Annotated in this window: 24 protein-coding genes; 4 read left to right on the top strand and 20 right to left on the bottom strand. The window is 38.5% G+C overall.

Going from position 1 to position 23,800, the window contains the following annotated elements; genetic code table 11:
• Positions 1–58: 58 nt before the first annotated feature.
• The 6 genes from WG932_RS01875 to WG932_RS01850 form a co-directional block, all read right to left on the bottom strand.
• Complete coding sequence (locus WG932_RS01875) at positions 59–1,168, bottom strand: FecR family protein (protein ID WP_483086739.1); 1,110 nt, start codon at positions 1,166–1,168, stop codon at positions 59–61.
• A 138-nt stretch (positions 1,169–1,306) separates the two neighbouring features.
• Positions 1,307–1,618, bottom strand: coding sequence for an RNA polymerase sigma factor (locus tag WG932_RS01870; protein WP_483086738.1), 312 nt, complete (start codon positions 1,616–1,618; stop codon positions 1,307–1,309).
• Positions 1,608–1,949, bottom strand: a complete 342-nt coding sequence (locus WG932_RS01865) for an RNA polymerase sigma factor (protein ID WP_483086737.1) — start codon at positions 1,947–1,949, stop codon at positions 1,608–1,610. The genes WG932_RS01870 and WG932_RS01865 overlap by 11 nt, the downstream gene beginning before the upstream one ends.
• A gap of 157 nt (positions 1,950–2,106) precedes the next feature.
• Entirely contained in the window at positions 2,107–2,907 is an 801-nt protein-coding gene (locus WG932_RS01860; protein ID WP_483086736.1) for a 3-keto-disaccharide hydrolase, read from the bottom strand.
• Positions 2,908–3,132: 225 nt separating this feature from the next.
• Positions 3,133–4,821 (bottom strand): PAS domain S-box protein, encoded by a 1,689-nt coding sequence (locus tag WG932_RS01855; RefSeq protein WP_483086735.1) that lies wholly within the window; start codon positions 4,819–4,821, stop codon positions 3,133–3,135.
• A gap of 17 nt (positions 4,822–4,838) precedes the next feature.
• A complete protein-coding gene (locus WG932_RS01850; protein ID WP_483086734.1) occupies positions 4,839–5,159 on the bottom strand; it encodes a PAS domain S-box protein in 321 nt (106 codons plus the stop codon).
• A gap of 661 nt (positions 5,160–5,820) precedes the next feature.
• Between WG932_RS01850 and WG932_RS01845 the strand changes: the two genes are divergently transcribed.
• Both WG932_RS01845 and WG932_RS01840 read left to right on the top strand, forming a co-directional pair.
• On the top strand, positions 5,821–6,216 hold the full coding sequence (locus WG932_RS01845; RefSeq protein WP_483086733.1) for a DUF4221 family protein: 396 nt from the start codon (positions 5,821–5,823) through the stop codon (positions 6,214–6,216).
• Between the two features lie 62 nt (positions 6,217–6,278).
• Complete coding sequence (locus tag WG932_RS01840) at positions 6,279–6,968, top strand: DUF4221 family protein (protein WP_483086732.1); 690 nt, start codon at positions 6,279–6,281, stop codon at positions 6,966–6,968.
• Between the two features lie 98 nt (positions 6,969–7,066).
• Here the strand turns inward: WG932_RS01840 and WG932_RS01835 are convergent, their stop codons facing one another.
• The gene (locus WG932_RS01835) at positions 7,067–9,832 is read right to left on the bottom strand and encodes an outer membrane beta-barrel protein (protein WP_483086731.1); all 2,766 of its coding nucleotides are present in this window, start codon (positions 9,830–9,832) and stop codon (positions 7,067–7,069) included.
• A 654-nt stretch (positions 9,833–10,486) separates the two neighbouring features.
• On the opposite strand from WG932_RS01835, the gene WG932_RS01830 reads away from it, so the two are divergent.
• Together WG932_RS01830 and WG932_RS01825 are read left to right on the top strand one after the other, a co-directional pair.
• The gene (locus WG932_RS01830) at positions 10,487–11,440 is read left to right on the top strand and encodes an amidohydrolase family protein (RefSeq protein ID WP_483086730.1); all 954 of its coding nucleotides are present in this window, start codon (positions 10,487–10,489) and stop codon (positions 11,438–11,440) included.
• Between the two features lie 470 nt (positions 11,441–11,910).
• Positions 11,911–12,258, top strand: coding sequence for a hypothetical protein (locus WG932_RS01825; protein WP_149392429.1), 348 nt, complete (start codon positions 11,911–11,913; stop codon positions 12,256–12,258).
• A 462-nt stretch (positions 12,259–12,720) separates the two neighbouring features.
• On the opposite strand, the gene WG932_RS01820 is transcribed toward WG932_RS01825, so the two are convergent.
• The 13 genes from WG932_RS01820 to WG932_RS01760 all read right to left on the bottom strand — a co-directional run bounded on the left by WG932_RS01820 (position 12,721) and on the right by WG932_RS01760 (position 23,703).
• Positions 12,721–14,019 carry a hypothetical protein gene (locus WG932_RS01820; protein ID WP_483086729.1) on the bottom strand — a complete coding sequence of 433 codons (1,299 nt, stop codon included), beginning with the start codon at positions 14,017–14,019 and terminating at the stop codon, positions 12,721–12,723.
• Positions 13,965–14,210: a hypothetical protein gene (locus WG932_RS01815; protein ID WP_483086728.1), complete on the bottom strand. Its 246-nt coding sequence runs from the start codon at positions 14,208–14,210 to the stop codon at positions 13,965–13,967. Before WG932_RS01815 ends, WG932_RS01820 begins: the two co-directional genes overlap by 55 nt.
• A gap of 96 nt (positions 14,211–14,306) precedes the next feature.
• Complete coding sequence (locus tag WG932_RS01810) at positions 14,307–15,137, bottom strand: TIM barrel protein (protein WP_483086727.1); 831 nt, start codon at positions 15,135–15,137, stop codon at positions 14,307–14,309.
• A 25-nt stretch (positions 15,138–15,162) separates the two neighbouring features.
• The gene (locus WG932_RS01805; RefSeq protein ID WP_483086726.1) at positions 15,163–16,011 is read right to left on the bottom strand and encodes a sugar phosphate isomerase/epimerase family protein; all 849 of its coding nucleotides are present in this window, start codon (positions 16,009–16,011) and stop codon (positions 15,163–15,165) included.
• A 37-nt stretch (positions 16,012–16,048) separates the two neighbouring features.
• Positions 16,049–19,075, bottom strand: a complete 3,027-nt coding sequence (locus WG932_RS01800) for a PVC-type heme-binding CxxCH protein (RefSeq protein WP_483086725.1) — start codon at positions 19,073–19,075, stop codon at positions 16,049–16,051.
• 50 nt (positions 19,076–19,125) lie between these two features.
• Complete coding sequence (locus tag WG932_RS01795; RefSeq protein WP_483086724.1) at positions 19,126–20,625, bottom strand: hypothetical protein; 1,500 nt, start codon at positions 20,623–20,625, stop codon at positions 19,126–19,128.
• 24 nt (positions 20,626–20,649) lie between these two features.
• On the bottom strand, positions 20,650–21,084 hold the full coding sequence (locus WG932_RS01790) for a hypothetical protein (protein WP_483086723.1): 435 nt from the start codon (positions 21,082–21,084) through the stop codon (positions 20,650–20,652).
• A complete protein-coding gene (locus WG932_RS01785; protein WP_483086722.1) occupies positions 21,042–21,443 on the bottom strand; it encodes a hypothetical protein in 402 nt (133 codons plus the stop codon). Before WG932_RS01785 ends, WG932_RS01790 begins: the two co-directional genes overlap by 43 nt.
• A 5-nt stretch (positions 21,444–21,448) precedes the next feature.
• The gene (locus WG932_RS01780; protein ID WP_483086721.1) at positions 21,449–22,051 is read right to left on the bottom strand and encodes a hypothetical protein; all 603 of its coding nucleotides are present in this window, start codon (positions 22,049–22,051) and stop codon (positions 21,449–21,451) included.
• Between the two features lie 117 nt (positions 22,052–22,168).
• Entirely contained in the window at positions 22,169–22,642 is a 474-nt protein-coding gene (locus WG932_RS01775) for a hypothetical protein (RefSeq protein WP_483086720.1), read from the bottom strand.
• Positions 22,643–22,746: 104 nt separating this feature from the next.
• Positions 22,747–22,962: a hypothetical protein gene (locus WG932_RS01770; protein ID WP_483086719.1), complete on the bottom strand. Its 216-nt coding sequence runs from the start codon at positions 22,960–22,962 to the stop codon at positions 22,747–22,749.
• Between the two features lie 35 nt (positions 22,963–22,997).
• Positions 22,998–23,294: a hypothetical protein gene (locus WG932_RS01765; RefSeq protein ID WP_483086718.1), complete on the bottom strand. Its 297-nt coding sequence runs from the start codon at positions 23,292–23,294 to the stop codon at positions 22,998–23,000.
• A 112-nt stretch (positions 23,295–23,406) separates the two neighbouring features.
• Positions 23,407–23,703 (bottom strand): hypothetical protein, encoded by a 297-nt coding sequence (locus WG932_RS01760; protein ID WP_483086717.1) that lies wholly within the window; start codon positions 23,701–23,703, stop codon positions 23,407–23,409.
• Positions 23,704–23,800: the final 97 nt, after the last annotated feature.

Genomic DNA, 23,800 nt, shown 5'->3' with positions numbered 1-23,800 from the left:
TTGACGCATCCTTAGGCTTACTTTTATTCTAAAATTTTATCATAAATTGTTCTTTAACTTAAAATGTTATTGTTACATTTTCATTGTCAATTATATATTCAAACCTGGTAGAAAACCTTAACCCTTCCAATACGTTTTCTAGGGTTTCATCTTGAAATTTACCCGATAGTAATATTTGGTGTGTGGGTCTGTTTTTTATTTGTATTTGAACTCCATACCAGTTTTCAAGAACTCTAATGGCTTCAAATAATGGCGTTTTCTGAAAAATGATTCGTTTCATCGTCCAGCCAATAACCTCCTCCTTATCAAATCTGGACTTCACAAAATTGTCATTTTCTAAATCTATTTTTAAGGCTTCTCCGGGTAATAGCGTGATGGTTTTCGCTATCAAATTATCCTTATCAACGACTACCTTTCCAGTGATAAGAGAAACATCAACAGTTTCACCTTGATATGCACTTACATTAAAACTAGTTCCTAAAGCAGTGGTAGAGGTTTCTTGAGTACAGACAATAAAAGGTCTTAAAGAATCTTGGGTCACATTAAAAAATGCTTCTCCTGTCAAATACAACTCTCTCCTATTTTTTTCAAAGTTTTTAAGGTATCTCAATTTACTTCCGGAATTTAAAACAACCTGCGAACCATCGCTTAATGTAAGATGAGATTTAACTCCCGGGACAGTAGTATGCTCTTCATACATCGCTAAGGCCACATTATTTTCAGGTACCGGTAAATCGGTAAAGTACCAACTGAAAAAAGCACCAAAGGAAATAGCGAAAATCAATACGCAAGCAACACGTAAATTAAAATAATCAACAAATTTTGCTCTGGGTGATGGTTCTTCGATTGCTTTTTCTAAAGTGCTAATAGAGTGAATGGGGATTACTCTCTGATCTTTTGCTTCGGATTTAACTTCAGTTTTTCTTGACAAGCGCAAATCAAAATCCTTACGCATTTTCTCAAATTCAGAATCAGAAAGCCGAGGTTGGTTTTTGGCATTTAGTTGCAGGATGATTTCTCTAGCTCGCTTGGCATCCTTGTATTTCATAGGATTATTTTCCAATAGACTTTCCCAATGCAAGTTTGATTCTGCATTGGGTTGCATAACCCATTTTTTAAATGAAGGGTCTAAAACAAAATCCTCTATGGTGTAATTCGAAATCTGCATTATAAATTAAATTCACCTACATAAGTCTAGGCTTAAAAAATCTATCCATATTCAAGGGTGTTTTTTTGAAAAAATACAGAAAACAAAAAATATAATCTTACAAATTGTTAAATTAACAATAAATTGAACGAATAAATACTAAATACTCAAAAAATAGGGTAAGTAAATAAGTGAAACCCACGCTACTATGTTTAAACTTTTCTTTAGGTTAGCTATAGCTTTCCAGGCCAAGGTATAAACCGACTGAACATTGATGCCCATAATTATAGAGGTATCTTCATAGGAATGATTTTCATAATACAATAGATGAATTACTTCACGTTGCCGAGATGAAAGAACCTTTATGGACTTCATTAAGGCTAAATTCTTGCTTTCCTTAACATTATTAATATCCTTGTCAGCTTCAGTTTCACTGTATAATCGATCTTCTAATTCAAGGTTAAAAAACATACCGCTTTTTTTCTTTACCTACTTCTTTGTGAATTTTATTACTAAGACACTTAAAAAGATATAGCTTAACATTATCCGTTGTTTTGACAGTATTTCGGTATTCCCAGATTTTAAAAAACACCTCTTGAATACAATCTTTCACCAAACTTCGGTCACTTTTAATAGACATACCTAGTCGAAAAAGTTCTTGGGTATATTTAAGATACAAGGCTTCTAAACCTGCTCTTTCTCCCCTTTTAATTTGTTTCCAATATTCTATATCATCAACTTCCTGAACAGAAGTTCTATATAATTTTTCTTCGTACATTTTGGATATTATGGGTTTATTCATCCCAAATTAGGTATTATTCACCTAATTAAAAATAAAAGCATTGTCTTTTGACGATTTTCCTTCTCTAAATTCTACGAAAAGTCAATGCATCCCCTTAATATCTTTTAATTGAAGATCTATCAGAAAAATTTTACATGGTTAAATCCGATCTGTTCAGCTAGACTTTTGAAATCAAATTCACTTCATATTTAATACTACTCCATGTTGCATTTAATATAAAAAATTGTTTTGTTGAAAACATACACCTAATGCCCCTCCCCGTATAGGGCTTATTAGTTGCTTCAACCAAGGCTTCCAGCAATTCCGATTCACTATAATTCTCTAACATCATTTCCGGATTATGGATTAATTTCACAGGTTTGTATTTAACAAGCTGTGATGGGCCAGCATGTACTTGTAAGGCTATAAATCCTTCTAGTTCTCCATCGGGTTCCTGGTAAGCGACAGATAGGGTACCATTGATGGCAGTCCAGATATTATTACCAACGGCCAGAATTTCATAAGTATTCCAATCGTTCTTTTTAACAGCTTCTTCACCTTTTCCTTCCCAATGTAATTTTTGCCTACCACTTTCATGGTATAACCTTCCCCACACGCCTTCACCTATATCAGCCTGATAGCCTAAAGCTTCTTCTCCCATTTTTTGAGACCGAAATTGAATGCCGGCATTGGTGGTATTTGGCACCATTTTCACCTGAACTTTCAAATAAAAATCCTTTACTTTTTCTTTGTGCCAAATGAATTGATTGTGTACAATTGAATCTTTACCTTCTCCTCCAACTATAGCCCCATCTGATACTGACCAATAACTCATATCAGCTGAACTCCAATTGTTAAGGTCTTGTCCATTAAATAAGACAACTTCCTCCTGTGGGCTCTTTTTGCTACAAGCACTCAAGAAAACCGTACCTAAAACAAATACTACTAGTCCTATGTATTGAAGGGGGAATTTTATCATAATTATTAATTAGTTAAACGCATATTTTCCTGAATGAAAAGCCAGCCCATACTTCTATAAGTAGGCGATCATCGTAAAAGATGAGATTTTCAATCTGAAGATACATTAAAATCACCAAAATACTGTCAATTGCCTACCAAACGTAACCAAAGTCGATTTTAAATTCCGTGGACCAATAAAAATGACCATAAAAATCTAATTAAGGTTTAACCCGAAATATAGCTACTATCCATTTTTGGGAAGGGTAAAATAAAAAGTTGACCCTTTACCCTTCTCACTTTCTACTCCTATATTTCCAGCATGCTTTACCACAAATTCTTTACATAAAATCAATCCAAGCCCGGTCCCTCTTTCATTATTTGTGTCAGGAGTTGATACGCTTGAATCGATCCTAAATAATTTCTCAAGTCTGTCAGCGGCTATTCCAATGCCTTGATCTTTTATAGAGACATGAATGTTTTCTGGATTCTCCTTTACTGTTATGAGAATTTCCTTATTCTCCTTTGTAAACTTAATGGCATTAGACAATAGATTCCTAATGACAGTACTGATCATTTGCTTATCAGCAAAAACAGTTAATTTTTCAGGTAATGAAGTTTTAATGCTAATTAATTTTTGACTTGCGTTCCCGGCCAAAAGCATCTTGTTTTCCTCTATCAATTCTACAATTTCAAAGTTTTCTGGATTAAACTCCATCCGACCGGTTTGAGAACGTGCCCAATTCAACAGGTTTACCAATAAATTCATCGCTTTTTCTGTCGATTCACTTATATAGGTCCCATATTCTTCTATTCCTTCGTAATCTTTTTCTTTTATTTGATCAATAAGCAATTGGCTTAAGCCCATTATTGCATTAAAAGGGTTTTTAAGGTCATGCGCAATAATTGAAAAAAATTTGTCTTTCTGAGCATTAAGTTCACGTAGCTTCTCCTCGCTTTTACGTAATGCCTCTTCGGCATTGTATCGTTCTGTAATGTCCTGAGTAACGCCAAACCATCTTATATCTCCATTTTCATAGCCTATAGGAATAGATTCAATCCTAAACCAACGTTCATCATTTTTAATATTAAATCGACCTTCCCAAACAAAGGGTCTGCGATCACGAGCAGCTTCCATATTTGCTAATAGAAAATCTTCTATATCATCTTTGTGTATTTTATTATTAACAGTAGTTATATCGGTCATGTCCTCATCAGGCCTAACATCATGAATATCTCGCCATCGATCACTGACATACTCAAATTCCATATGGCCATTAGACCTTATCCAAAATATATAGACACCCACCGACACCATTGCCACCAGGGTATCAAAGCGTTCTAAACTACTTTTGAGGGCCTCCTCAGCGAGTTTACGTTCTGTAATATTTCGCGTCCGGCAATACATCTCTAATTGCCCTGTTACTCTATTCTTGACAAACCTACTTGTCAACTCCACCCAAACTTTAGAACCATCTTTGCGTAATAATTCAACCTCAACATGGTAATTATTGTCTTTATCAGAGCTGTTTATCTTGAAATTGTCTTTCGCTTTATCAACTTGTTTATGGATAATTTTTAAGGTTTTGCGAGTTGTTACAAGTTCAATAGATCCTGACAGTATTTCTTCGGATGTATAACCAAGAAGTTGAATTATCGAAGGACTCACATAATCAATTAACATTGATTCGGTATCAATGCTCCATACAACTTCTTTCATGTTTTCGGTAAGCGTATGGTACTTCCCCTTTTTTTCAAGAAGCTCAATTTCAGCTATTTTACGTTGAGTGATTTCCCGTGAAATTCCCATATAACCGATTTGATCACCTTGCTCATTGAAGTAGGCATTAATAACTATTTCCACCCATATTATATGCCCATTCTTATGGTTTTGTTTAACTTCAACAGTAACAGGTTGGTAACTCTTTTGCTTCACTTCATCCCTCAAGTCCGCTATTGCATCAAAAAATCTTCCTGAGAATCAAGGGATATTGTGTCTTGAATTTTTTCCTTCATTGCCTCTTCAGGCAGTAGTCCTCGTAGTTTGCTTATTGATGGACTGATATAAGTATAGCGATAGTTTTTATCTAAGGTCCAAATGACATCCGGGCTATTCTGCACCATCAAACGAAAGCTATTTTCCCTTAAACACTTTTCCTCAGGTATTTGGTTGTTCTTTTCTTTTTCCAAAGAAAGTCTTAAAACATCATTTGTCTTCTCTAATTTCTGAAGCTCCTTTATAAGTTCTTCTTTACTTTTTCCTTTATAATTCAAAGTGATGCTTTTTATTTATGACGTATTGCTTTCTCATTAATTTGGCTATTTTAAAATATATACCCTTCACGTCTTGCTATTTAATTGTCTTCTAGCTATTCTGACCTTGTTCAGTGGACTTTTTAATTATAAGAAATTCAAGCTACGTGGGAATATCAATAGGTAGTAGCCATAAGATTATTTGAGAAATAATTTGAAGCATAAACTTTTTTCAAAGGGGACCAGTCGTTAGCAGGCACCCCTGAAAACACAAAATTATACTATTTTTTGAAATTTATCTATGACGAGAATCAGTTATAACTAAAAATATTGGTTAAAATCTGTAAATGCAAATTCGAAGATTAGAATGGTAGAAAATACGCATTCAAATCACTTTTTACATCATCTGATTGGCCCAAACAAAAACAACTTTTATCGTTTTCAAAACGAATACAAATATTGGCTAAGTCATCTTAAAGCAACAATGGCAAGACCATCTCTTAGAAAAGCCATGAAAAACAATTCTTCTGTGGATATGAATTAATATTAATAAATAAACTTATAGACACTATTTTACACAATAATTTATTAGGCATTCCGAATAAAAACTAATCACAACTAAATTAGACGGTTTGGGTTGATTTATTTATCTTCGTATCCCATCCACCAAAAACCTTTCACTATGCGATTGTTATGTATTGGAATTGCCATTGCCTTTTTCTTCAGCTCTTGCAGCAAGAATACCAAAAAGGAAATTGAATTCCCAGAGCAGCTTAGCTTTTCCCTAGACACCGTTTATGTGGATCCCGGAGATGAAATTCTTTATTTACAAGACAAGCTGTTCCTTTCGGACCTTTCTGCAGACAAGAGTTACCTCATCAATTTTAACCGTAAAGATGTAATAGCAGAACGTATCAACCTAGATGAATTAAAGCTTGAAAAATTGATCCCCTTTGAGAAGGAAGGACCAAACGGCACCCCTGCTTATTTTTCAAGGTTCAGCCTAAACCATGAGGAACAGTTACTGATATGGTCGTATCAATTTTATTCTATTTTTGATCAAAATGCTAAAAAGTAAAAGACCTTGAACTTGAAAAAATAGCTGCAGATTATCTGGCAGGTTCAGATTTCTATCCAAGTATGTTGTTTGAGGATCCTAAGCAACCTGATAGGCTATTGGGCGTATTTATATCATGGAAAGACAGGACCTATTTTATTTTAGACTTTGATCTGAATGGCAAGAAATTTAAAAAAACTGACTTGCCGGAGATGGATAAACTTCAGGAATACAATACAGATATTGTAATGGATGGGCAGGCCATGGGAAGCTATGGAGTGGCCGTACATACCATAGCTAAAAATGGTAATATAATACTTACGAACAATTCTTTTAATGAGGCGGTAATTTATGATACAAACAAAGACAGTACCTATGTAAAAAGCTGGGATACTCCACTTTTAGGAAGTAGAAAAAATTATACCCCTCCGAAACAGGTTGAATATTCTTCGGGTCAAAGAGAAGAAGTAGTTAGAGAGTCAATGAAGGAATTTAATTACGGAAATTTGGTTTGGGATGAAGCCCAAAATCGATTTTACCGATTCTCCATTAAGCAACAATTCGGCGAAGATAAGGACGAATATGGCCAATACATTGCCACCGGAACGGATGTTTACCTGGATATTTTTGATGAAAACCTGAATATACTGGCCGAATCCTTGGTACCTCAACTGGATGCTCCACCAAAAAAGCACTTTGTCAAAGATGGAAAGATCTGGATATTTGAAAACATAGATGATGAAATGGCCTTTCTTCAGTTAACCCTAGAGTAGAAGCCTAACGCATGATACAGAAATTGACTGATCGGAGTCGAGTTCAACGGATTAAGTTGGTCATGGGGGATGGTATTGCAAATTAAAATAATCAGGACCTACGGCATTGCTCCTTGTCCAAAACTTCTTAAATTATAAGTTAATGACAGCATAAAAAACTGTTGAAGGACTTGAGTTCGCTCATTCTCAATATAGACATCTGTAACATTTCTATTAATGCTTGTATTTTGATTGAGTAGGTCAAATACCGTTACCTTCAATTCAAACTTTTGATTAGGTGGAAACCTATACCCTAAATCCGCATTCATCAACCAAACGGATTGGTCAAATTCCTCACCCAATCCGGTATACCATTGATTATTGACATTGGTACTTACAAAAAACCCCCAAGCAAAATTCCAATATAAATCCAGTCGTGTACTTAGGGTATAGTAATTATTGTTCTGGTTTTCTTGCAAACTACTTCTTACAATATTGTAATTCCCTCTTGTTGAAATATTGAAATCTATATCTTCCCCCAGATTGCTACTTATTCCAACCCCGGGACCTATCCCTAGGTTTTTATTGTAATTGGTTTGTCCATTAATTAAACCAGGTTGGTTGCTATAGTTTACCCTACCGCTCAGCTCGAGGTTACTTTTCATAAAATTGAGCGGAAATCCGAAGGAAAAATAACTCCTTAAGTCCCAGTATTTATCTAAATTTTCGGGTCTACTTAATTGGCCACCTTGCCTCAGCAAAACATCCCCTTGAATGAGTGTATCTTGTGATGCGATATAAGTTGCATTTCCCAAATAGTTTGAACGCACCGACCCGCCCATATACATAAAGAAGGATTTTGAAGTTTCAGGGTCAACATTTCTAATCCTGGTATACAATCTATGTTCATATTCTTGCTCCAAATCAGGATTTCCCATTGATATTTGAATAGGGTTACTGTTGTCGATTACATCTTGCAATTGGCTTACAGATGGTGCATCGGTGTCTCCCCTATAATACAGTCTTATATTCGTATTTTCATTCAAATCATACATAAAGACCATTCTAGGGACAAAATTCTTAAAGGTGCGATTGGTGTTTTGGAATCCCGGAAACAGGCGATCACTATCTAATATTGAAACTTGATAATCAAACGATGAATAGATTCTGATTTTATCCTTGTTGTAACTGTATCCTAAACCTACTTCATGTTGTAAATAGGAGTTTTCGAATTTATTGGTCAAGGTGGAATCTACCTCAAATAACTGGGACTCCATTTCTCTTTGGGATACCTCCCGATTGGTTGTACCAAGGTCATTTCCTAGTTCGTATTCCAACCTAAGTTGGGAATTCTCACCTATTGGTTCCGTGTATTCAATTTCAAACTCATAGTTAAATGAATTGGCATTATTTAAAGAGTTTTGTATAAGACTATCTGTATTTGAAGTTTGAAAATCACGATTTACAGAAACCAATCTAGCGTCACTTTGAGATTCACTTAACCGAGTATCAAATTGAGCCGATAAAGTTCTCCCTTTTTTATTGAATTTATAACGATAAATAAAATCACTTAAAAAACTAAAAGATTCATTTTTCGAATTGGTATTGTTTTGTGTCTCATTAATTGGAGTGTTTGAATTGAATAGGTTTTCAGCACTTAACCTACTTATAGATGTCCCTTTTTCATACCTTAACCTAGGCCGCCAAATGATGGCATGCTTTTCTGATATATCATAATCCAGCCTTAGGTCTAACCGGTGGTTTTGATTATAGTTTTCATCATTTCTTCCTTCATCGTATAATTGGAGACTATCACTGGATAAAATATATTCCCGAGAGGAATTTCGGTTTAAATAATTAGTGCTCTCATTAAAAAAGTAACTCCCTGTTAATTTCGCCTTCCCTTCATCAAATTTATCAGTAAAATTAATTCCTATCGCATTGGTATTGGTAACACCAGGTCTTTCACCTGTCGTTAAAGGATTACTTTCGCCTCTCCTACGCCCTCCACCTCTTTGTTCTCCACTTCCGAAAGCACCTGTAAGATCGTCCGCAGAAAAGTTTTGCTGATTGATATTATTGCTTAGTCCCAAAAGGGTAAGTCGCTGTGCCCCATTAAAGAAATTAACACTACCCCCAACCAAATAATTGTCATCCGTTCCATATCCGGCAAACATCCTTCCGAATTCGCCGCCTCGTTTTTCTTTCTTGGTGATAATATTGATGGTTTTGATTGTTTCCCCGTCGTCAAAGCCTGTTAATTGTGCCTGAACGCTAATTTGATCCAAAAACTCGATTCTATCTATTATTTCTACAGGTAGGTTTTGCATGGCCATGGCAGGGTCATCTCCGAAGAAAGGTTCACCATCCACCAATACTTGGCCTACCGTTTCTCCCTGCACCTCTATGGTGTTTCCTTGCATGACCACTCCCGGCATTTTACGAATCAATTCACCGGCACTTGCCTGTGACCTGGTCTTAAATGCACTAGCGTTAAAGGACAAGGTATCCCCTTTCATCTCACCAGTCATGGTAGCTGCTTCTACCTCATAAGTTTCCAATAAACTACCTTCTTCAACCATCTCAAATGTCCCTAAATCACTACCTGATGGAGTAGCTATTGCCTTTTCAAAAGCTTCAAATCCAATAAAGCTGATCGTCAATATAAAGGATGGTAACTTGGGTTTGGCAAATTGAAATTGGCCTTTTTCATCAGTGAAAGTATTGGCTAAAGTGTCCCCTGCTGAATTTTTCACGAAAACATAAGCACCAGGTAATGTTTCACTCGTCTCTTTATTCTCCACTATCCCCCTAAGGATACTTTGTGATTTTAAATTTCCGTATACGAAGAAAAGAATAAAAATAAATAATACAATTTTATTCATAATAACTTAGAATTAGTTGTAATAATCTAAATTTAAATCTAAAGGCTGGTATACAAATATACAAAAATCAACAAATTTTTTAGTTAATTTTATATAAATGGAATTGTAATTGATTAAACGGAAAATGATCCTTTTAAGGTTAAAATTTCCCTTAATATCAATAGTTAATTTTGAATTTTAAAGAACACACCATTCCAAACCATCGTTTAAATGAAGCGGAATTCTACCCTAGTTTCAGAATAATTATCGGTTATCAATCGGAAATAGAATTGCAAATTCCATTGGATAAAACGTGTAATTGCAAAACACACCTAAAAGGAGATTGGAAACATTAGCAGTAAAGTAACGATGCCTAATCGGAGATCGGAACCGATGAAAAAAAGAAACGGTGGCTGAGTGGAGTCGAAGCCTTAGTTTCCATATGCTGATTGATTAACTATAAATATAGAATTACAATTTATCTCAAGTTAAGGACTTTCGCTTTCAGAAAGGGAACCAAACTAGAGGAAAAGGATAATTTAACAACAAAAAAACACTGTATATACAATTTCCTCATAAATACCAGTACAAAAACAAACGTGTTATTTCAATTTCTTTGTATTTATGTAAAATTGTCATTTAATTCAATATTGATTTACACTGACACCAGCAAATATGCAAAGAAGGGATTTGATAAAAAAGCTAGCGCTTTTGCCATTAATGGGAAACCTGGGATTTAAGGAAACACAATTGCCTCCAAATCTGAATAAAGCTCAAAAAAATCGTTTAATCATCGATACCCACGTAGAAACCTGGAATTTTGATGAGCGATTCCCCTTTAAGCATCCTGAAAATCCTAACTTAAAAGTATCTATAGAGGCACCTATAGAAAATCAGATCAAACAAATGGCGGACTTCGGGCTTCGCTATGGTGTATTGATCAATCCACGTTACTATGGATGGGACAATTCCTATATGGCCAACTGCCTAAAAACCTATCCAAACCATTTTGTAGCGCATGGTTTACTTAATCCCGAAGATCCTAAAATTGTAGAAAATTTAAAATATTGGGTAAAGGAACATGGGTTTCAGGGAATGCGGTTTAGTCCCATTTATGACCCAAAATCAACATGGCTGAATTCACCTGAACATTATCCTTTATGGAAAGAAGCAGAAAAGTTGGGTGTGGTGTTCAATTATTACATTCTCCCCCATCAAATGCCAATGTTGGAAGACATGGCGGAAAGATTTCCTGGGGTAAAAATCGTAGTTGATCATGCTGGAAAACCAGACTTGAAAGCTGCGAACTGTTGGGAAGAGTTTAGGAAGATGTTCGCATTGAAACGATTCCCTCAGGTTTGGATAAGCAATTCTGAACCCTATGAAATGTCTGAAATCAAAAAGTACCCTTATAAGGATACCTTACCCTTTTACAAGGCCATCTATGAAGAATTCGGTCCAGAACAACTTATTTGGGGCACAGGTTATCCTTTTCCGAGGTGGGAATTGCCCATGGACAAGGAACTGGAATTTGTAGACAAATACTGCTCATTTTATACGGAACATGACAAAGACTTATTAATGGGAAAAAATGCACTTAAAATTTGGAATTTCCCCAACAGCGCTTGATACCAAGAATACAGGTTAGCAATCACTGATAATTATCCCAAAATAAGCGAAGCCAATGGCAAGGACTAAACAAATCCGAACCTTTTTCTGAACCTAACTAATATCTCGGCTTCATAATGCTAAGCAATTTCACTTTAATAATGGTAAATTATACATTGTCACCATTCATTAGGAATTTTTAAGTACCCCCTATTAATTTTCTCTCCAAGCATCCCTAATACTTATTGAGAGAGAAAATTTATTAAAGAATCTAAATTTAAAATTAAACGAGATGGAGTCTGATTTTATCTTAAAAAGCAACTATCATTTCTTTATCGGAATAAATCACACCTAATAGTTACCTTTTCCCTATTTTTCAGCCAATTTGTATTTTATTTAAATAAGTTTATTCAAGGTGGTCTAACTTTGGATTTTGAAAAAGAATCATTAGTTTTAACTAAAAATTATTACACATACCTAAATTTTATTTCATGATCAATTTTAACAAAATTTTTTATTTTCCCATTTTAATTCTTTTGTCTATAGTCTTCTTGGCTGGATGCGGAGAAGATGAGGAACCTTCAGGATGTAATAGCTTAAACTGGACTGCTGATCTTAATGATGAATTGACTGCCTTATCAACGGCAATTTCCAATTTTGGTCAAGAACCAAACGAAGCAAATTGTAACAGTTACCGACAAGCGCTTCTAGCATATGTAAATGCCTTACGCCCTTATGGCAACTGTCAAGGTTTGACTGGTCAGAACAGGGTAGAATGGCAAAAATTAATTGATGAGTACGAGGAAGATTTAAATGAAATGGATTGTTCAGATTTGTAACCTCGTAGATTAAATAGATTGAAAGTTTTCTGATGCTGGAATTGCTTTCAATCTGGCTTAGAAGTTATCATTTTCAATTGGATTGAAAATGATAACTTCTTTTGATCTTTTCATTATATAATTATTTCAAATCTTGTAAAAGACAAGCTCTCCAAGCCAATTGTTTGATAACATTTTTTTATTTGGTTCGAGTAGGATTACCAAACACATCTAGTAATGCATACTTCCAAATTTTGATATAAAACTAAACCGCGTCCTATTACCAAGGATGTTTGTATGTCTTCAAACCATATTATACAATATTATTGAAGAAGGTGTGTAAGTATGAATTGCCTATCCAAAACCCTCTGTCCCTTCACACACAAAAACTTCACCACAAAGAGTCCAATCCTCTTCATGGTGAAGTTTCATACCATTAAAAAGCGACTAATTCAGCAAATATTAAAGACTGAAAAGCAACACCTATTTCAAATCGTTAAACAAATCCAACAATTGAGCAATGATCTTGTCTGAGGCTACTTCCTCTACCCTATTGGTGGACAACCAAGTTTCGTAACCTCCCAGTTTATGTTGTTCTGGGGTGGGTAAGTAACCATAGAGGCCATTGGCCAAACCAATGGTAAAATGATCATCTAAGGGACTTCTTTCTTTTAGTTCGAGTCCTATTTCAACAAAGGTTTCGAAGGGTATGGCGCCAATGCCTAAGTCTCCAATTTTAAATGCTTGAATAATTACATCAATATCATCCGGGAAAGTTTCCATCTGCTTAATCCGCTTGGCATAGGTTTTTTCAAGTCTATGCCTGCCTTCTACAGTTTCGGGCCTGGCATTCACTTCCTCTACAAACTTGGCCAATTCTGGACTTGGCCTTCGAACTTTTAGGTTCAATTGCGCTTGTTTGGCATCCAAAGGCACCCAATCCAAATAGTTTATATCATGGTATCCTTTCATCACTGCCTTGGCCACATCATCTGCCACCAACTTCATTTTTTCATAAGGAGGGCGGCTTACCCTAGGGCCGCGGAAATTGATATTGTTTATATCTCCGGAAGTACCATTGGACATCATGGCAACAAACCCCGGATTCTGTCGGTCTGCGCCAAGTAATTCCTGAATCTTGTCAGCAAACATACCAAAATAATCTGCTGACACATGGCCTGTAGGAACACCTCCTACATAATGCAAGGAGTAATTGGCAAAGAGCGCCAAAGGCCGACCGTCTGTTGCTTGTATAGAAAGGTAAGAAACCTCAGGGTCCGTAGGACCAGCCGGTTCCAATAGGTTTGGGTTACCCACTCCAGGGTTCATCACGGCAATGTCATTCCCTCCCAATGGATTTGGGGTTGGTGTACCCGGCTTCATCTTCCAACGTCTGTTGAATACATGTTGTGGTACATCCACAGATCCCCAGCCTATCCTTGCCGGCTCAAGGTTACCCAGGGCAATTTGTACACCATCCGAGATTCTGGAAGCCATAAAGGATTGGTAATCATCTAATGGTTCATCAGGGTGCCATTCTCTGCCTTTTTCCCCCACACCTCTAGCACTTGTAGCAGAATGGGTATGGGTAGATGCTATCAGAATATGTGAAGCCGGAATACCTGTGGCTTCCTCAATCCGCTGCTTAGCTACATCAAACACTTTTTGGTCAACGCCAACATTGTCTACAGTAACCATTACCAATTTATTCTCTCCATCATCCATAACTATACTTCGGGCAAATAACTCATCATGGATGTAATCAGCAGGGGAGAATTCCATCCCCCAATGATTGGCCCACCTAATTTTGGGGTTATGTTACTTTTGTATGCTCCTGCCATAAAGGACTTATCTCCTTGAGCGTGGACAGGATTGAAAATCAAATAGCTTAGGAATACCAAACAAATGGCAAATCCATAGAGACCTATGTCCTTACTTCGTAACATACACTCTTTTGATAAAATCTTCTTCATAACTTTAAAATATTTAAGATGGGTCAATTTGTTTATAGGCTTCCAAAACAGCCAAATCGCCAGCTTTTCCTGGCATGCTAGAACTATGTTCAAGGCCTAAAAGCCCCGGTAACCTTTGTCCCAGATATGTTGCAATAAATTTTTGTAATTGATTTCACCTGACATGGGTTCAAAACGACCAGGTGTGTCACCTATCTGAAAATAGGCAATTTGATCCCAGGCATAATCAATGCTAGGTATTAAATTCCCTTCCTGGATCTGCACATGGTACACGTCACAAAGTAATTTTACACTAGGACTATCCACAGCCTTGGCCATGGCATAAGCCTGAGGAAGTGAATGCAAAAACATGCCGGGGTGGTTGATTTTGTGGTTCATTGTTTCCATTACCATCACCAATCCATGGGGTTCGTAGATTTCGGCAACCCGCTTCAAAAGCTCCCTGGCATTGGCCAATTGAAAGTCCCAGGGTAATCTTGGATCAGCCATTCCAAGTACATTGTGAATAAATTTGGTGTTCATCCGCTTGGCAACTTCCACAGAAGCCCTCACTTCCTTAAGCACATTGTCTCTGATGTTTTCATCTCGTCCAGCAAAGGTTACCTGCTTGAAATCCATGGTCCCTACAAACTGCCCGAAATCCATCCCCAATTTTTGGAGCATGTTACTGATCTTGTTTTGTTCTTCCAATGGACGTCTTTGCAAAAAGGTGCATTCCCATGCGTGAAACCCATTGTCATGGCCCCACCTTATCTGGTCTTCCGGCAACTTTCCGGCCACATCGGCAAACAGCCCAAAATCGGGTGAAAATTTCATATTAAAAGGGCTGGCCTTTGCTTCAGCTTCTCTACCTAATGGCAAACTAAGCCCCGCAAAAGTAGCAGCACCTGCAACAAGGCTATTCTTAAAAAAAGTTCTCCGTTTCATAGTATTGGTTTATTTTGGGTTTAAATCAAGGAGTCAGGTTGCCAAAATACTTGACAGCATGGGTGACATCTCCAAGATTATCCTCCATTTTATGTTCACATTCAGCATAGACTTCCCCATCAAATCGCTGCCTTTGAAGCTCTTGAACCACGCCTTCAAAGTCAATCACTCCTTTACCTACCATCACATCCTTAGCGGATTGTTTGGAAGCATCAAGGTCCTTAAGGTGAATGCTGATCAAATGGCCTTCCAGCTTTTTAAGGCTTTCTACAGCATCAAGACCACTTCTAGTCCAATGTCCCAAATCCCCACAGGCCCCGAAATTCGGATGGTTCTTGATGGCGGATAGGACTGAATCCGGATGCCAGTAAATACTTCCGGCCTCCCTTGAATGCTGGTGCAAGGCTATTTTGATCTTATACTCTCCGGCAAGTTTATCTACCATGTCCCAATGCTCTCTTTTAGGTTCAGCTACCAGGTATTCAATTTTCAAGGATTTAGCCAACTCAAAAGCTTTTTCCCAACCTTCTTTGTCTTGTGCTTTGCCCACATACATGGATTTCATTTTCAACCCATTCTGCTTCAAAAGTTTTCTAACTTTTTTCGCATCTGAAGGTACCAGTTCATTCATGAATTTATCACCAAAATCTGAACCTAACTTGTGAAAATCAAAGCCTTCCACAAATTTTACTCCCGCAGTTTTTGCCTTTTCCAATGTGGTTGGAAAAGGAAACCTATTGAAGGAATACAAGGCCACGCCGATGTTCCAGTCACTTTTTCTAACTGACCATTCCTGTGCAGGATTTTTCACCATGCTTGCCAAACCAAGCAACAGTACTGGCAAAGCCATAAACACCCAATATTTTTTTAACATAGTCTTCTATTTTACTAATGATGTATAAATTTTCTCTTTATTCTGAATTTCTAATAAAGGCCATCAGGTCAGCGATTTTTTGCTGGTCGAGCTGTTCAGCCAAGCCTGGCATCAACGACAGTTGCATTCCTTTTATGTATTTTATGTCCTGCCTGTTTATGGTTTTTTCTACACCTGGGGAAATCCTTAGACTTATAGCCGCTGAAGTTTCATTCATAATCATTCCCTGTATGGTTTCTCCATCTTTAAGCATCACTTCCCATAAATCAAAGCCTGGAGCGATAGATAAATTGGGATCCAGAATATTGGCCATAAGGTCTTTTGGATGCCAGTTGTGCAATGTTCCAAGATCAGGTCCAAAAGCCACTCCACTTTTTCCTCTAAATTGGTGGCAAAGGGCACAATTTTCTATGTACACTGATTTTCCGGCAATAGGATCTCCATTTATTTCCAAAGCCTTCTGGTACCGCTTATTGATTTCCTCTCCTTCATCCTTAGTCAATAGTTCTCTTGCAAAATTACGCGTGGCTTCATCACCATTGTTCATAAGCCTTACCCTCATTTTCCAGCCAATCGCTGCTGTGGGAATTTCACCATCTTTTAGCGCCTCAAGCAATAATTTGACCCGCTCGGATTCGCTCATAAAGGTTCCCAATGCAACATCCCTTATTTCAGGAGTCAGGGAATTCCATTTGGCAAGAACATATTCAGGCACTTCTGTTCCTTTAATATTCCCCAAGGCTTGCATGGCTGCGATTTGCAATACAATCGGTTCAGTAGTAGCAATCATTCCTTTTAACTGTCCGGCATAAGGGCTTACATTTCCCTCTGGTAAGAACCTTAAGACTTCTGCTCTTCGGCTCTCAGGAATAGACTGATCAGTAGCTATAGCCATGGCTTTGTCCATGCTGGCTTGAAGCAAGTTCTCGTCCTTGAAATCCAAGGTTTTGATCAAGTTCAAAGCAGATTTTCTAAGCTTAGCATCCGGGTGCTCAAAAAAGGCCAGTACAATTTTATCCAGATAATTTGTCAAAATCTCCTCATTCTCTTCATTTCGTTTGACACCATCGGCTATACCATCCAGCACTGCGGCTTCCCATCCATTATTTCCTGATAAGTTCAGGGCTTTTTGCAGCAATTTTTCTGCTTCTCCATCATTTTCATTTGCAGTAATCATGGCGGTTAATCGCCTAATCAGACTACCATAAGCAGGTTGATCCTTGTCAAAACGGCTGAGCACTGTGCGAAGCAAAGGCATGTTTTGAGAGGAAGATGCCGACAGGGCTGCTATCTGAACCCATTCATCTGACAAGTCCTGAAACAGCAATTCTTCAGCAACTTTCGTCGCTTCAGGGGTATCTATAAATCCTAAGGTACAGAGTAGTTGAAACCTTACTCTGGCATTGGGGTCTGTTTTTAATTTTAATAATTCGGTAATTAAATCATTGGATTCACTGAGGTGCATTTCAGCAAGCTTGATGGCATTTTCCCTAACACCTTCTTCAGGATCATTTAGGGCATCGATGATAAGCTCAGTACTTAGGCCTTTCAAACCCTCTAAAGTCCACAAAGCATGCAATCGTCCTTCGGCCGAATCTTGATTTTTGGCCATCTTTTCCAAATCAGGAATTACCTCCTGACTTTGGGCGGTAACCAAGAGTCTTTGCGCATTGTTTCTCCACCAATTGTTTTTACTGGCAAGATGTTGAACCCATTCCTGAGGACTTTCATTGCCGAATGTTAAACCTGAAGTCCAATCTGCTTTTCCAGTCCCCTCGGGGGTAATTCTAAAAATTCTCCCCATCCCTACTCCATCAGAAAGCCCACCAGCAGCAACAGCTTCATCAGACATCCACTCGGGATGCTCAATAATTCTACGGTAATAATCTAACACATACAATGCACCATCAGGGCCTACATACATGTTTACTGGTCTGGACCAAGAATCTTTTGAGGCCAAAAATTCTTTGTTATCTCTCAACCTTTCGGCAACGAAAGTAGCCCCTTTCTCCTTCAAAATATCCACATGCACCAAGTTACTCACGGATTCAGCCACAAAAACTGCCTTGTCAAATGGGGCTGGAAACGCACCGCCAAGATAGGCCGTAATACCACTGGAAGATGTCGTCAGCCCTACTGGGGTAAAAAGCTGACGATCTGGGTTAGTGGTTATTTGAAAGACTTCTGTTTCCTTTCCATGATCCGAGATGGATTCACTTGCGTTGGAAACGAGTAAGCCTGGGTTTCGGGAAAGGTAAGGTGCGGCAATGACTTCGTGGTAAATATGGTTTTGATTGTGTGTCAATAAATACCTCCCCCAACGGTCAAAGGTATGGCCGAACTGGGAACGTGTGGAAGCCAACTCTGCCACCTGAATATCAGGTTTAAATCTAACAGAATGACCATTGGCATTTTTAGGTAGTTCTGTACCTTCAGGCATGTTGGGAAAAACAATGGCAGAACCTTTGTCACCAAACTCAGCCTCGTACTTTCTTGTACCAATATGCCCCAAGTGAGATAAATGGATCCAATTGTCTATTCCATAAACAGGATTGTTGACATTTACATGTGGATTGGACAAGGAGAATCCGGTCATTATGGTTTCCCGAACATCAGCCACCCCGTCCCCATCGGTATCTTCCAAGTACAAAACATCTGGAGCATCTGTTACCAAAACTCCCTTTTTCCATCTCAAAATACCATTTGGCAATACCAAGTTGTCCGCGAAGATTGTTCGCTGGTCCATTACCCCATCTTCATCTGTATCGGACAACAATGCGATCCTTCCGGTACCACTTTTATCAATGGGGTATCCTGGCATTTCCACCACGTACATTCTCCCAAATTCATCAATTTCCATGTCCACGGGATCCATTACCATGGGTTCATTGGCTATTATCTCCATTTGAAAACCAGGTGCAAGCTCAAAGGAAGCAATAGCATCCTCAGGAGCAATGAATCCATCTGAAGCCGAATTGACCCCATTCTCTCCACAACCAGGCAGGCAGCAGACAGCGGAAAGGCATAAAAAAGTAAGAGTATTACTAAATATTGTTTTTTTCATTATTTATTAGGATAAAAGCTCCATTGGCTAGGGTTTGTAGATGGATAGACTTATAATTTTTTCTTTAGGCGAACTTCCTCTTTTTCCTCCCAAAAACTATCTATAATTTCGATGGTACGATCAACTAAAAGTTGCCCGCCCTCAGCACCAACTACATTACTTTGACAAACTGCACTATAGCCTCCACCTGCAATGGCCTTTTCGGTAGGTAAATAGGTGCCCGGGCCAGCCAGCTGTATGACAAAGGTTTGAATGGCTTTGCTTCTGGCTTGAATGCGGATACCATAATCGGTAAACAATTCAAATTGATTGGTAGCGATGGCGGCATCTCCAATTCTTAGAACATGAATCTCTGATGCATAGGTCGCTTCAGGATTTTTCTGCTGTGCTTTGTACCTTTTTAAGACATCTCCAAACCATGTCATCTTTGCATAAAGCAATGGCTTTTTACTAGGATCTGCTGCAATTTGATCCTGACAATCTTTGACTACTTTCTCCGATTCAATGTATTCTTCTTTGGTGATGATTCGCATAGGAAGTTCCAGGTTTTCAGTTTTATGAAAAAAGGCAACATTACTATGACGGTCGTTTTTAACGATTTCATAGGTATTTTCCACTGCCCTGATAATGCGTTCAGCGATGTCATCCATACGGGTCTTTTGAGAAAGCATCTCCATTCTTGCCAAACCGGCTTTTCGGTACATACTATGTGGCGATTGGTCTCCTGCAGCGCCTATCCAACCCAATACACTTACCTCATTTCCAAAGCGGGCTTTTAGTTTTTCTCTTACTGGATGCCAATAATCTGCATTGACAGTAGTTTTATGCTCAAACTCCTGTGCAGGACAGGCTACATCTACACTCATTGCCAACAACTCATCCGCATCGTTCCAGAAGAACAAAGCATTCATGTCATGGTCTTCATAACCTTCAAGGTTTTGAAATTCCTCTTTGTTGGTATTCCCATACATTACACTGGTACCGTCTTTGTAAACCGTTCGTCGATTGTAACCTACCGCTGTACGTTCCATTCCCCAGGTTACGCTTCCTTTGCTACGATTTTCCCAAGCTTCAACAATGCCATCTGCTACATTTCTTACAAATAAAGCCCTATAATCCTTCACATTGGTCACTCCTTGTTCCGGTATGGGATAGATAAAGGAAGATTCTTCCAAATCGTCTTCCAAAACCGGTGCAGTATGGGTATGAGTTGCGCTTACGATGATTTTATTAACATTAAAACCAGGAATTCGTTTGGCTACCTCATCCCTAAGCTCCTGGCGCAAACGGGCAGAAATATACACCAGGTCACAGGAAACAAAAACTGCGGTATCCAATCCAGCCTGACCATCTCTTGATTCAATGGCCACTATACCTGCATACAAAGGGGTGTCCGCCGTTTCTGCAATTCTCATATGAAACTGTCCCATAAGTGCCACGGGTAACTCAGGGCTAATGTCTGCTGTAGCTGCTCCCAGATACAGATCATTGGCTTGTAATGGCCCATTCAACCAAAAGGCCATGACCAGTAACACACATAATCTCACCATAATATTATTGTTTAACTATTTAACTTATTTGTTCCACAATTTATCAATCACCTCCACGGTCCTGTCTACCAATACCTGTCCTCCTTCGGGGCCTACTATATTGCTATGATTGATTGCACTATAAGCCCCACCGTTTACGGCACGCTGTGTGGGTAAGTAAGAACCCCAATCTGAGCTTCCGGCAAGCTGTATCACGAAAGTTTGCAAAGCTTTGCTTCTGGCAATCATTCGAATGCCAAAATCCGAAAACAGCTCGAATTCATTGGTACAGATGGCGATGTCTCCCAACCTGATTACATGAAGGTCCATTGGGTACAATTGTTTTGGATTTTCCAATTGCTTCTCGTAGCGTTTCACCGTTCTTTCCTGCCAGTTCATCATGCGGTAAAGAGCATCCGCTGCCTTGGGATCCTCGGCTATTTGTTCGTTTGCATTTTTGACAAAAGCTTTGGCTTCCAAATAGTTTTTTCAGTGACCCAACGCTCAGGCAATGGCAATTCCTCTACATGATGTTCAAACAAGGGTGCTGAATGTCTTTCTTCTTCTACTGCGTCAAAAGATTCATCTACTGCCAGAATTATTCTTCGAGCCAATTCTTCTGTTCTACTTAGGTTTCTAAGGTTTCGCATCCTGTCATCGGCATCTTTTCTGTACCTCATATGGGGCGTAATGTCACCTGCAGCAGCGGCCCATCCCAATACATTCAAATCCTTTCCGTATTTTTCCTTAAGGCCTTCTCGTACCGGATGCCAGTAATCTGCATTGACAGCATAGCGGCCTTCCACTTCCTGAGAAGGACTTGCTACCCCTACAACCATGGATACTAGCTTACCCTTTTCATCCCAAAAAATAATGTATTGACATTGTGGTCCTCTGAACCTTCAAAACTTCTAAATTCAGGTAAATTGGTTTTACTACTCATGCCGGAAGTACCATCGGAATAAACAATTCGTCTATTATAACCTGCCACAGCATAGCCCATTCCCCAAGCCACAGATCCTGGAGCCCTACCGTTCCAAGCTTCAACAATAGCAGTACTTACTTTATCCACAAAGAATTTGCGATAATCCTTGACCTGGGTAACCCCTGTTTTAGGAATCAAATATTCCCCCTCTAGTGCTAAAACAGGTGCTGTGTGCGTATGGGTAGCATTGAGGAAAATTTTGTTTTCGTCTATTTCCGGCAATTGCTTTTTCACCCTTTGCCTCACAAGTAAAACCAAATCAGTAGGGATATACAGGGCATCACATGAAACGATGATGGCAAGATCTCCTGAGCTTCCTCTGGTCTCCATTACCAATACTGTTGCTGCCAAAGGGGTTTCCGCTACTTCAGCAATCCTAAGATGGAATTGACCTGTAACGGCAACAGGCAATTCTGGTGTAATGTCTACCGTTCTAGCCCCTATATATAGTTGTGAGGCCACAACAGGAGCAACTAGAAAAAGGTTAAGCAAGTGACTGTTGTAATTTTATTAAAAATTTTCTTTACCATTTTACTGCAATTCAAATTTGAAGCTTATAAATACCAATCATTTTCCAGATTAATCCGGCCAAAGCTTATTGATCATTGCTACAGACCAGTTCACCAAAATCTGTCCTCCTTCAGGACCTACTTCGTTGCTCTCCACAATTGCAGAATAATGACCACCACGAACGGCTTCTTTGGTCGGTAGGTAATTACCTGGCCCCACCAATTGAAGCACAAAGGTCTGCATGGCATTGCTTCTTGCTTTCATTTGAATACCATATTCAGTAAATAGTTCAAATGGATTGGTACATACCACAACATCACCAATTCGCAAAGCATGAAGCTCTACCGGATACATAGGTTGTGGATTTGATTTCTGAATTTCATAACGGTCTACTACTTTACTGTACCAGACAATTCTACGGCTGAATATTTGAGCGCTCTCAGGATCTTTCATGTCCTCGGCCCTCATTTTTAGCGCATGTTTGTATTCTGTTTCGGTCACCAAGCGCATTGGAAGCTCAATATTGTTCACCTCATGCTTCATAACAGGAGCATCATGCTTGTCAATCTTTACCGTTTCATAAGTTTCACCTACTGCACGTATAATTCTTCCTGCGATCTCATTTAGGTGGTATTCATTTCTGAAATTTACATCACCAGAATGTTCAGCAAAATCAGGACTCTTTTTTCATTGCGCAAAGCGATCATCCTCCACTCTGCAAATTCATCATATCTAGGTCTAGGCGTTTGGTCACCTGCGGCACCTATCCATCCTGCCACTACCAATTGCTGGCCATATTTTTCCTTAAGGCCTTTTCGAACAGGATGCCAGTAGTCGGCATTTACTGTAGACCTATTTTCCACTATTTGCGCCGGACTTGGTACATTGATACAAGTCGCTACAAATTCACCTTTTTGGTTCCAAAAAACAAAGATTGAATGGCCTGATCTTCAAAGCCTTCGACTTTAATGAAATTTGCTTCATATGTACGCCCATACATTTTAGCTGTACCATCTTCATATACGGCTCTTCTATTGTAGGCTACTTTTGCATGACTAATGCCCCAAGAAACACTACCTCTTTCACGCTTATTGTAAGCAGTAACAATGGTTTTAGCCACCTTATCTGATACAAATTTCAAATAATCCTTTACCTGTGTAACTCCTTCAGGAATATTGTATCGATTGTCTCTCACAACGCCTCCAGTGTGGGTATGGGTGGCGTTTATTATAATTTTTTGGTATCTAAACCAGGCAGGCTTTTTTTCACCTGATTTTGGATCATTTCTTTTAATTCTGTGGGTATGGTTACCATATCACAGGATACCAATACTGTCGTGGTCCCCCCTTTGATTCCAAAACAATAACATTTGCTGTCAATGGTGTTTCAGCAACTTTTGCAATACGGACTGTCATCTGACCATCTACAGCTACAGGTAGCTTCGGGGTAATGTCAACAGTGGCTGCACCGACGTACAAATCCTGACCAAAAACGCTATTTGGTAGTAACTGGAAAGCAGTAAAAACTGTGAAGAATGAGATGGCTAAAAATAGGTTTTTCTTAAATTTTGAAACTCGAAAATCGTTATGCGTTTGTTTTTCCATAATGATAAATTAATGATTTATTTTATTTATCAGGTCCGTTTTTATATGAAGCCGTAGTTTATATCCATGGCTGAAACTTTTCTGATTAAAGTGGTAA

Source organism: Cyclobacterium sp. SOCE241 (genome assembly GCF_056867545.1).
Note: the sequence above shows the minus strand (reverse complement) of the source record. Positions and strands in the feature narration are given on the sequence as shown.

What these genes read in the sequence shown, in the direction of transcription:
- WG932_RS01875 (WP_483086739.1), bottom strand. Translation starts at nt 1,168, where the DNA reads ATGCAGATTTCGAATTACACCATAGAGGATTTTGTTTTAGACCCTTCA.
- WG932_RS01870 (WP_483086738.1), bottom strand. Translation starts at nt 1,618, where the DNA reads ATGTTTTTTAACCTTGAATTAGAAGATCGATTATACAGTGAAACTGAA.
- WG932_RS01865 (WP_483086737.1), bottom strand. Translation starts at nt 1,949, where the DNA reads ATGAATAAACCCATAATATCCAAAATGTACGAAGAAAAATTATATAGA.
- WG932_RS01860 (WP_483086736.1), bottom strand. Translation starts at nt 2,907, where the DNA reads ATGATAAAATTCCCCCTTCAATACATAGGACTAGTAGTATTTGTTTTA.
- WG932_RS01845 (WP_483086733.1), top strand. Translation starts at nt 5,821, where the DNA reads ATGCGATTGTTATGTATTGGAATTGCCATTGCCTTTTTCTTCAGCTCT.
- WG932_RS01840 (WP_483086732.1), top strand. Translation starts at nt 6,279, where the DNA reads ATGTTGTTTGAGGATCCTAAGCAACCTGATAGGCTATTGGGCGTATTT.
- WG932_RS01835 (WP_483086731.1), bottom strand. Translation starts at nt 9,832, where the DNA reads ATGAATAAAATTGTATTATTTATTTTTATTCTTTTCTTCGTATACGGA.
- WG932_RS01830 (WP_483086730.1), top strand. Translation starts at nt 10,487, where the DNA reads ATGCAAAGAAGGGATTTGATAAAAAAGCTAGCGCTTTTGCCATTAATG.
- WG932_RS01825 (WP_149392429.1), top strand. Translation starts at nt 11,911, where the DNA reads ATGATCAATTTTAACAAAATTTTTTATTTTCCCATTTTAATTCTTTTG.
- WG932_RS01820 (WP_483086729.1), bottom strand. Translation starts at nt 14,019, where the DNA reads ATGGAATTCTCCCCTGCTGATTACATCCATGATGAGTTATTTGCCCGA.
- WG932_RS01815 (WP_483086728.1), bottom strand. Translation starts at nt 14,210, where the DNA reads ATGAAGAAGATTTTATCAAAAGAGTGTATGTTACGAAGTAAGGACATA.
- WG932_RS01810 (WP_483086727.1), bottom strand. Translation starts at nt 15,137, where the DNA reads ATGAAACGGAGAACTTTTTTTAAGAATAGCCTTGTTGCAGGTGCTGCT.
- WG932_RS01805 (WP_483086726.1), bottom strand. Translation starts at nt 16,011, where the DNA reads ATGTTAAAAAAATATTGGGTGTTTATGGCTTTGCCAGTACTGTTGCTT.
- WG932_RS01800 (WP_483086725.1), bottom strand. Translation starts at nt 19,075, where the DNA reads ATGAAAAAAACAATATTTAGTAATACTCTTACTTTTTTATGCCTTTCC.
- WG932_RS01795 (WP_483086724.1), bottom strand. Translation starts at nt 20,625, where the DNA reads ATGGTGAGATTATGTGTGTTACTGGTCATGGCCTTTTGGTTGAATGGG.
- WG932_RS01785 (WP_483086722.1), bottom strand. Translation starts at nt 21,443, where the DNA reads ATGGTTGTAGGGGTAGCAAGTCCTTCTCAGGAAGTGGAAGGCCGCTAT.
- WG932_RS01775 (WP_483086720.1), bottom strand. Translation starts at nt 22,642, where the DNA reads ATGAAGCATGAGGTGAACAATATTGAGCTTCCAATGCGCTTGGTGACC.
- WG932_RS01760 (WP_483086717.1), bottom strand. Translation starts at nt 23,703, where the DNA reads ATGGAAAAACAAACGCATAACGATTTTCGAGTTTCAAAATTTAAGAAA.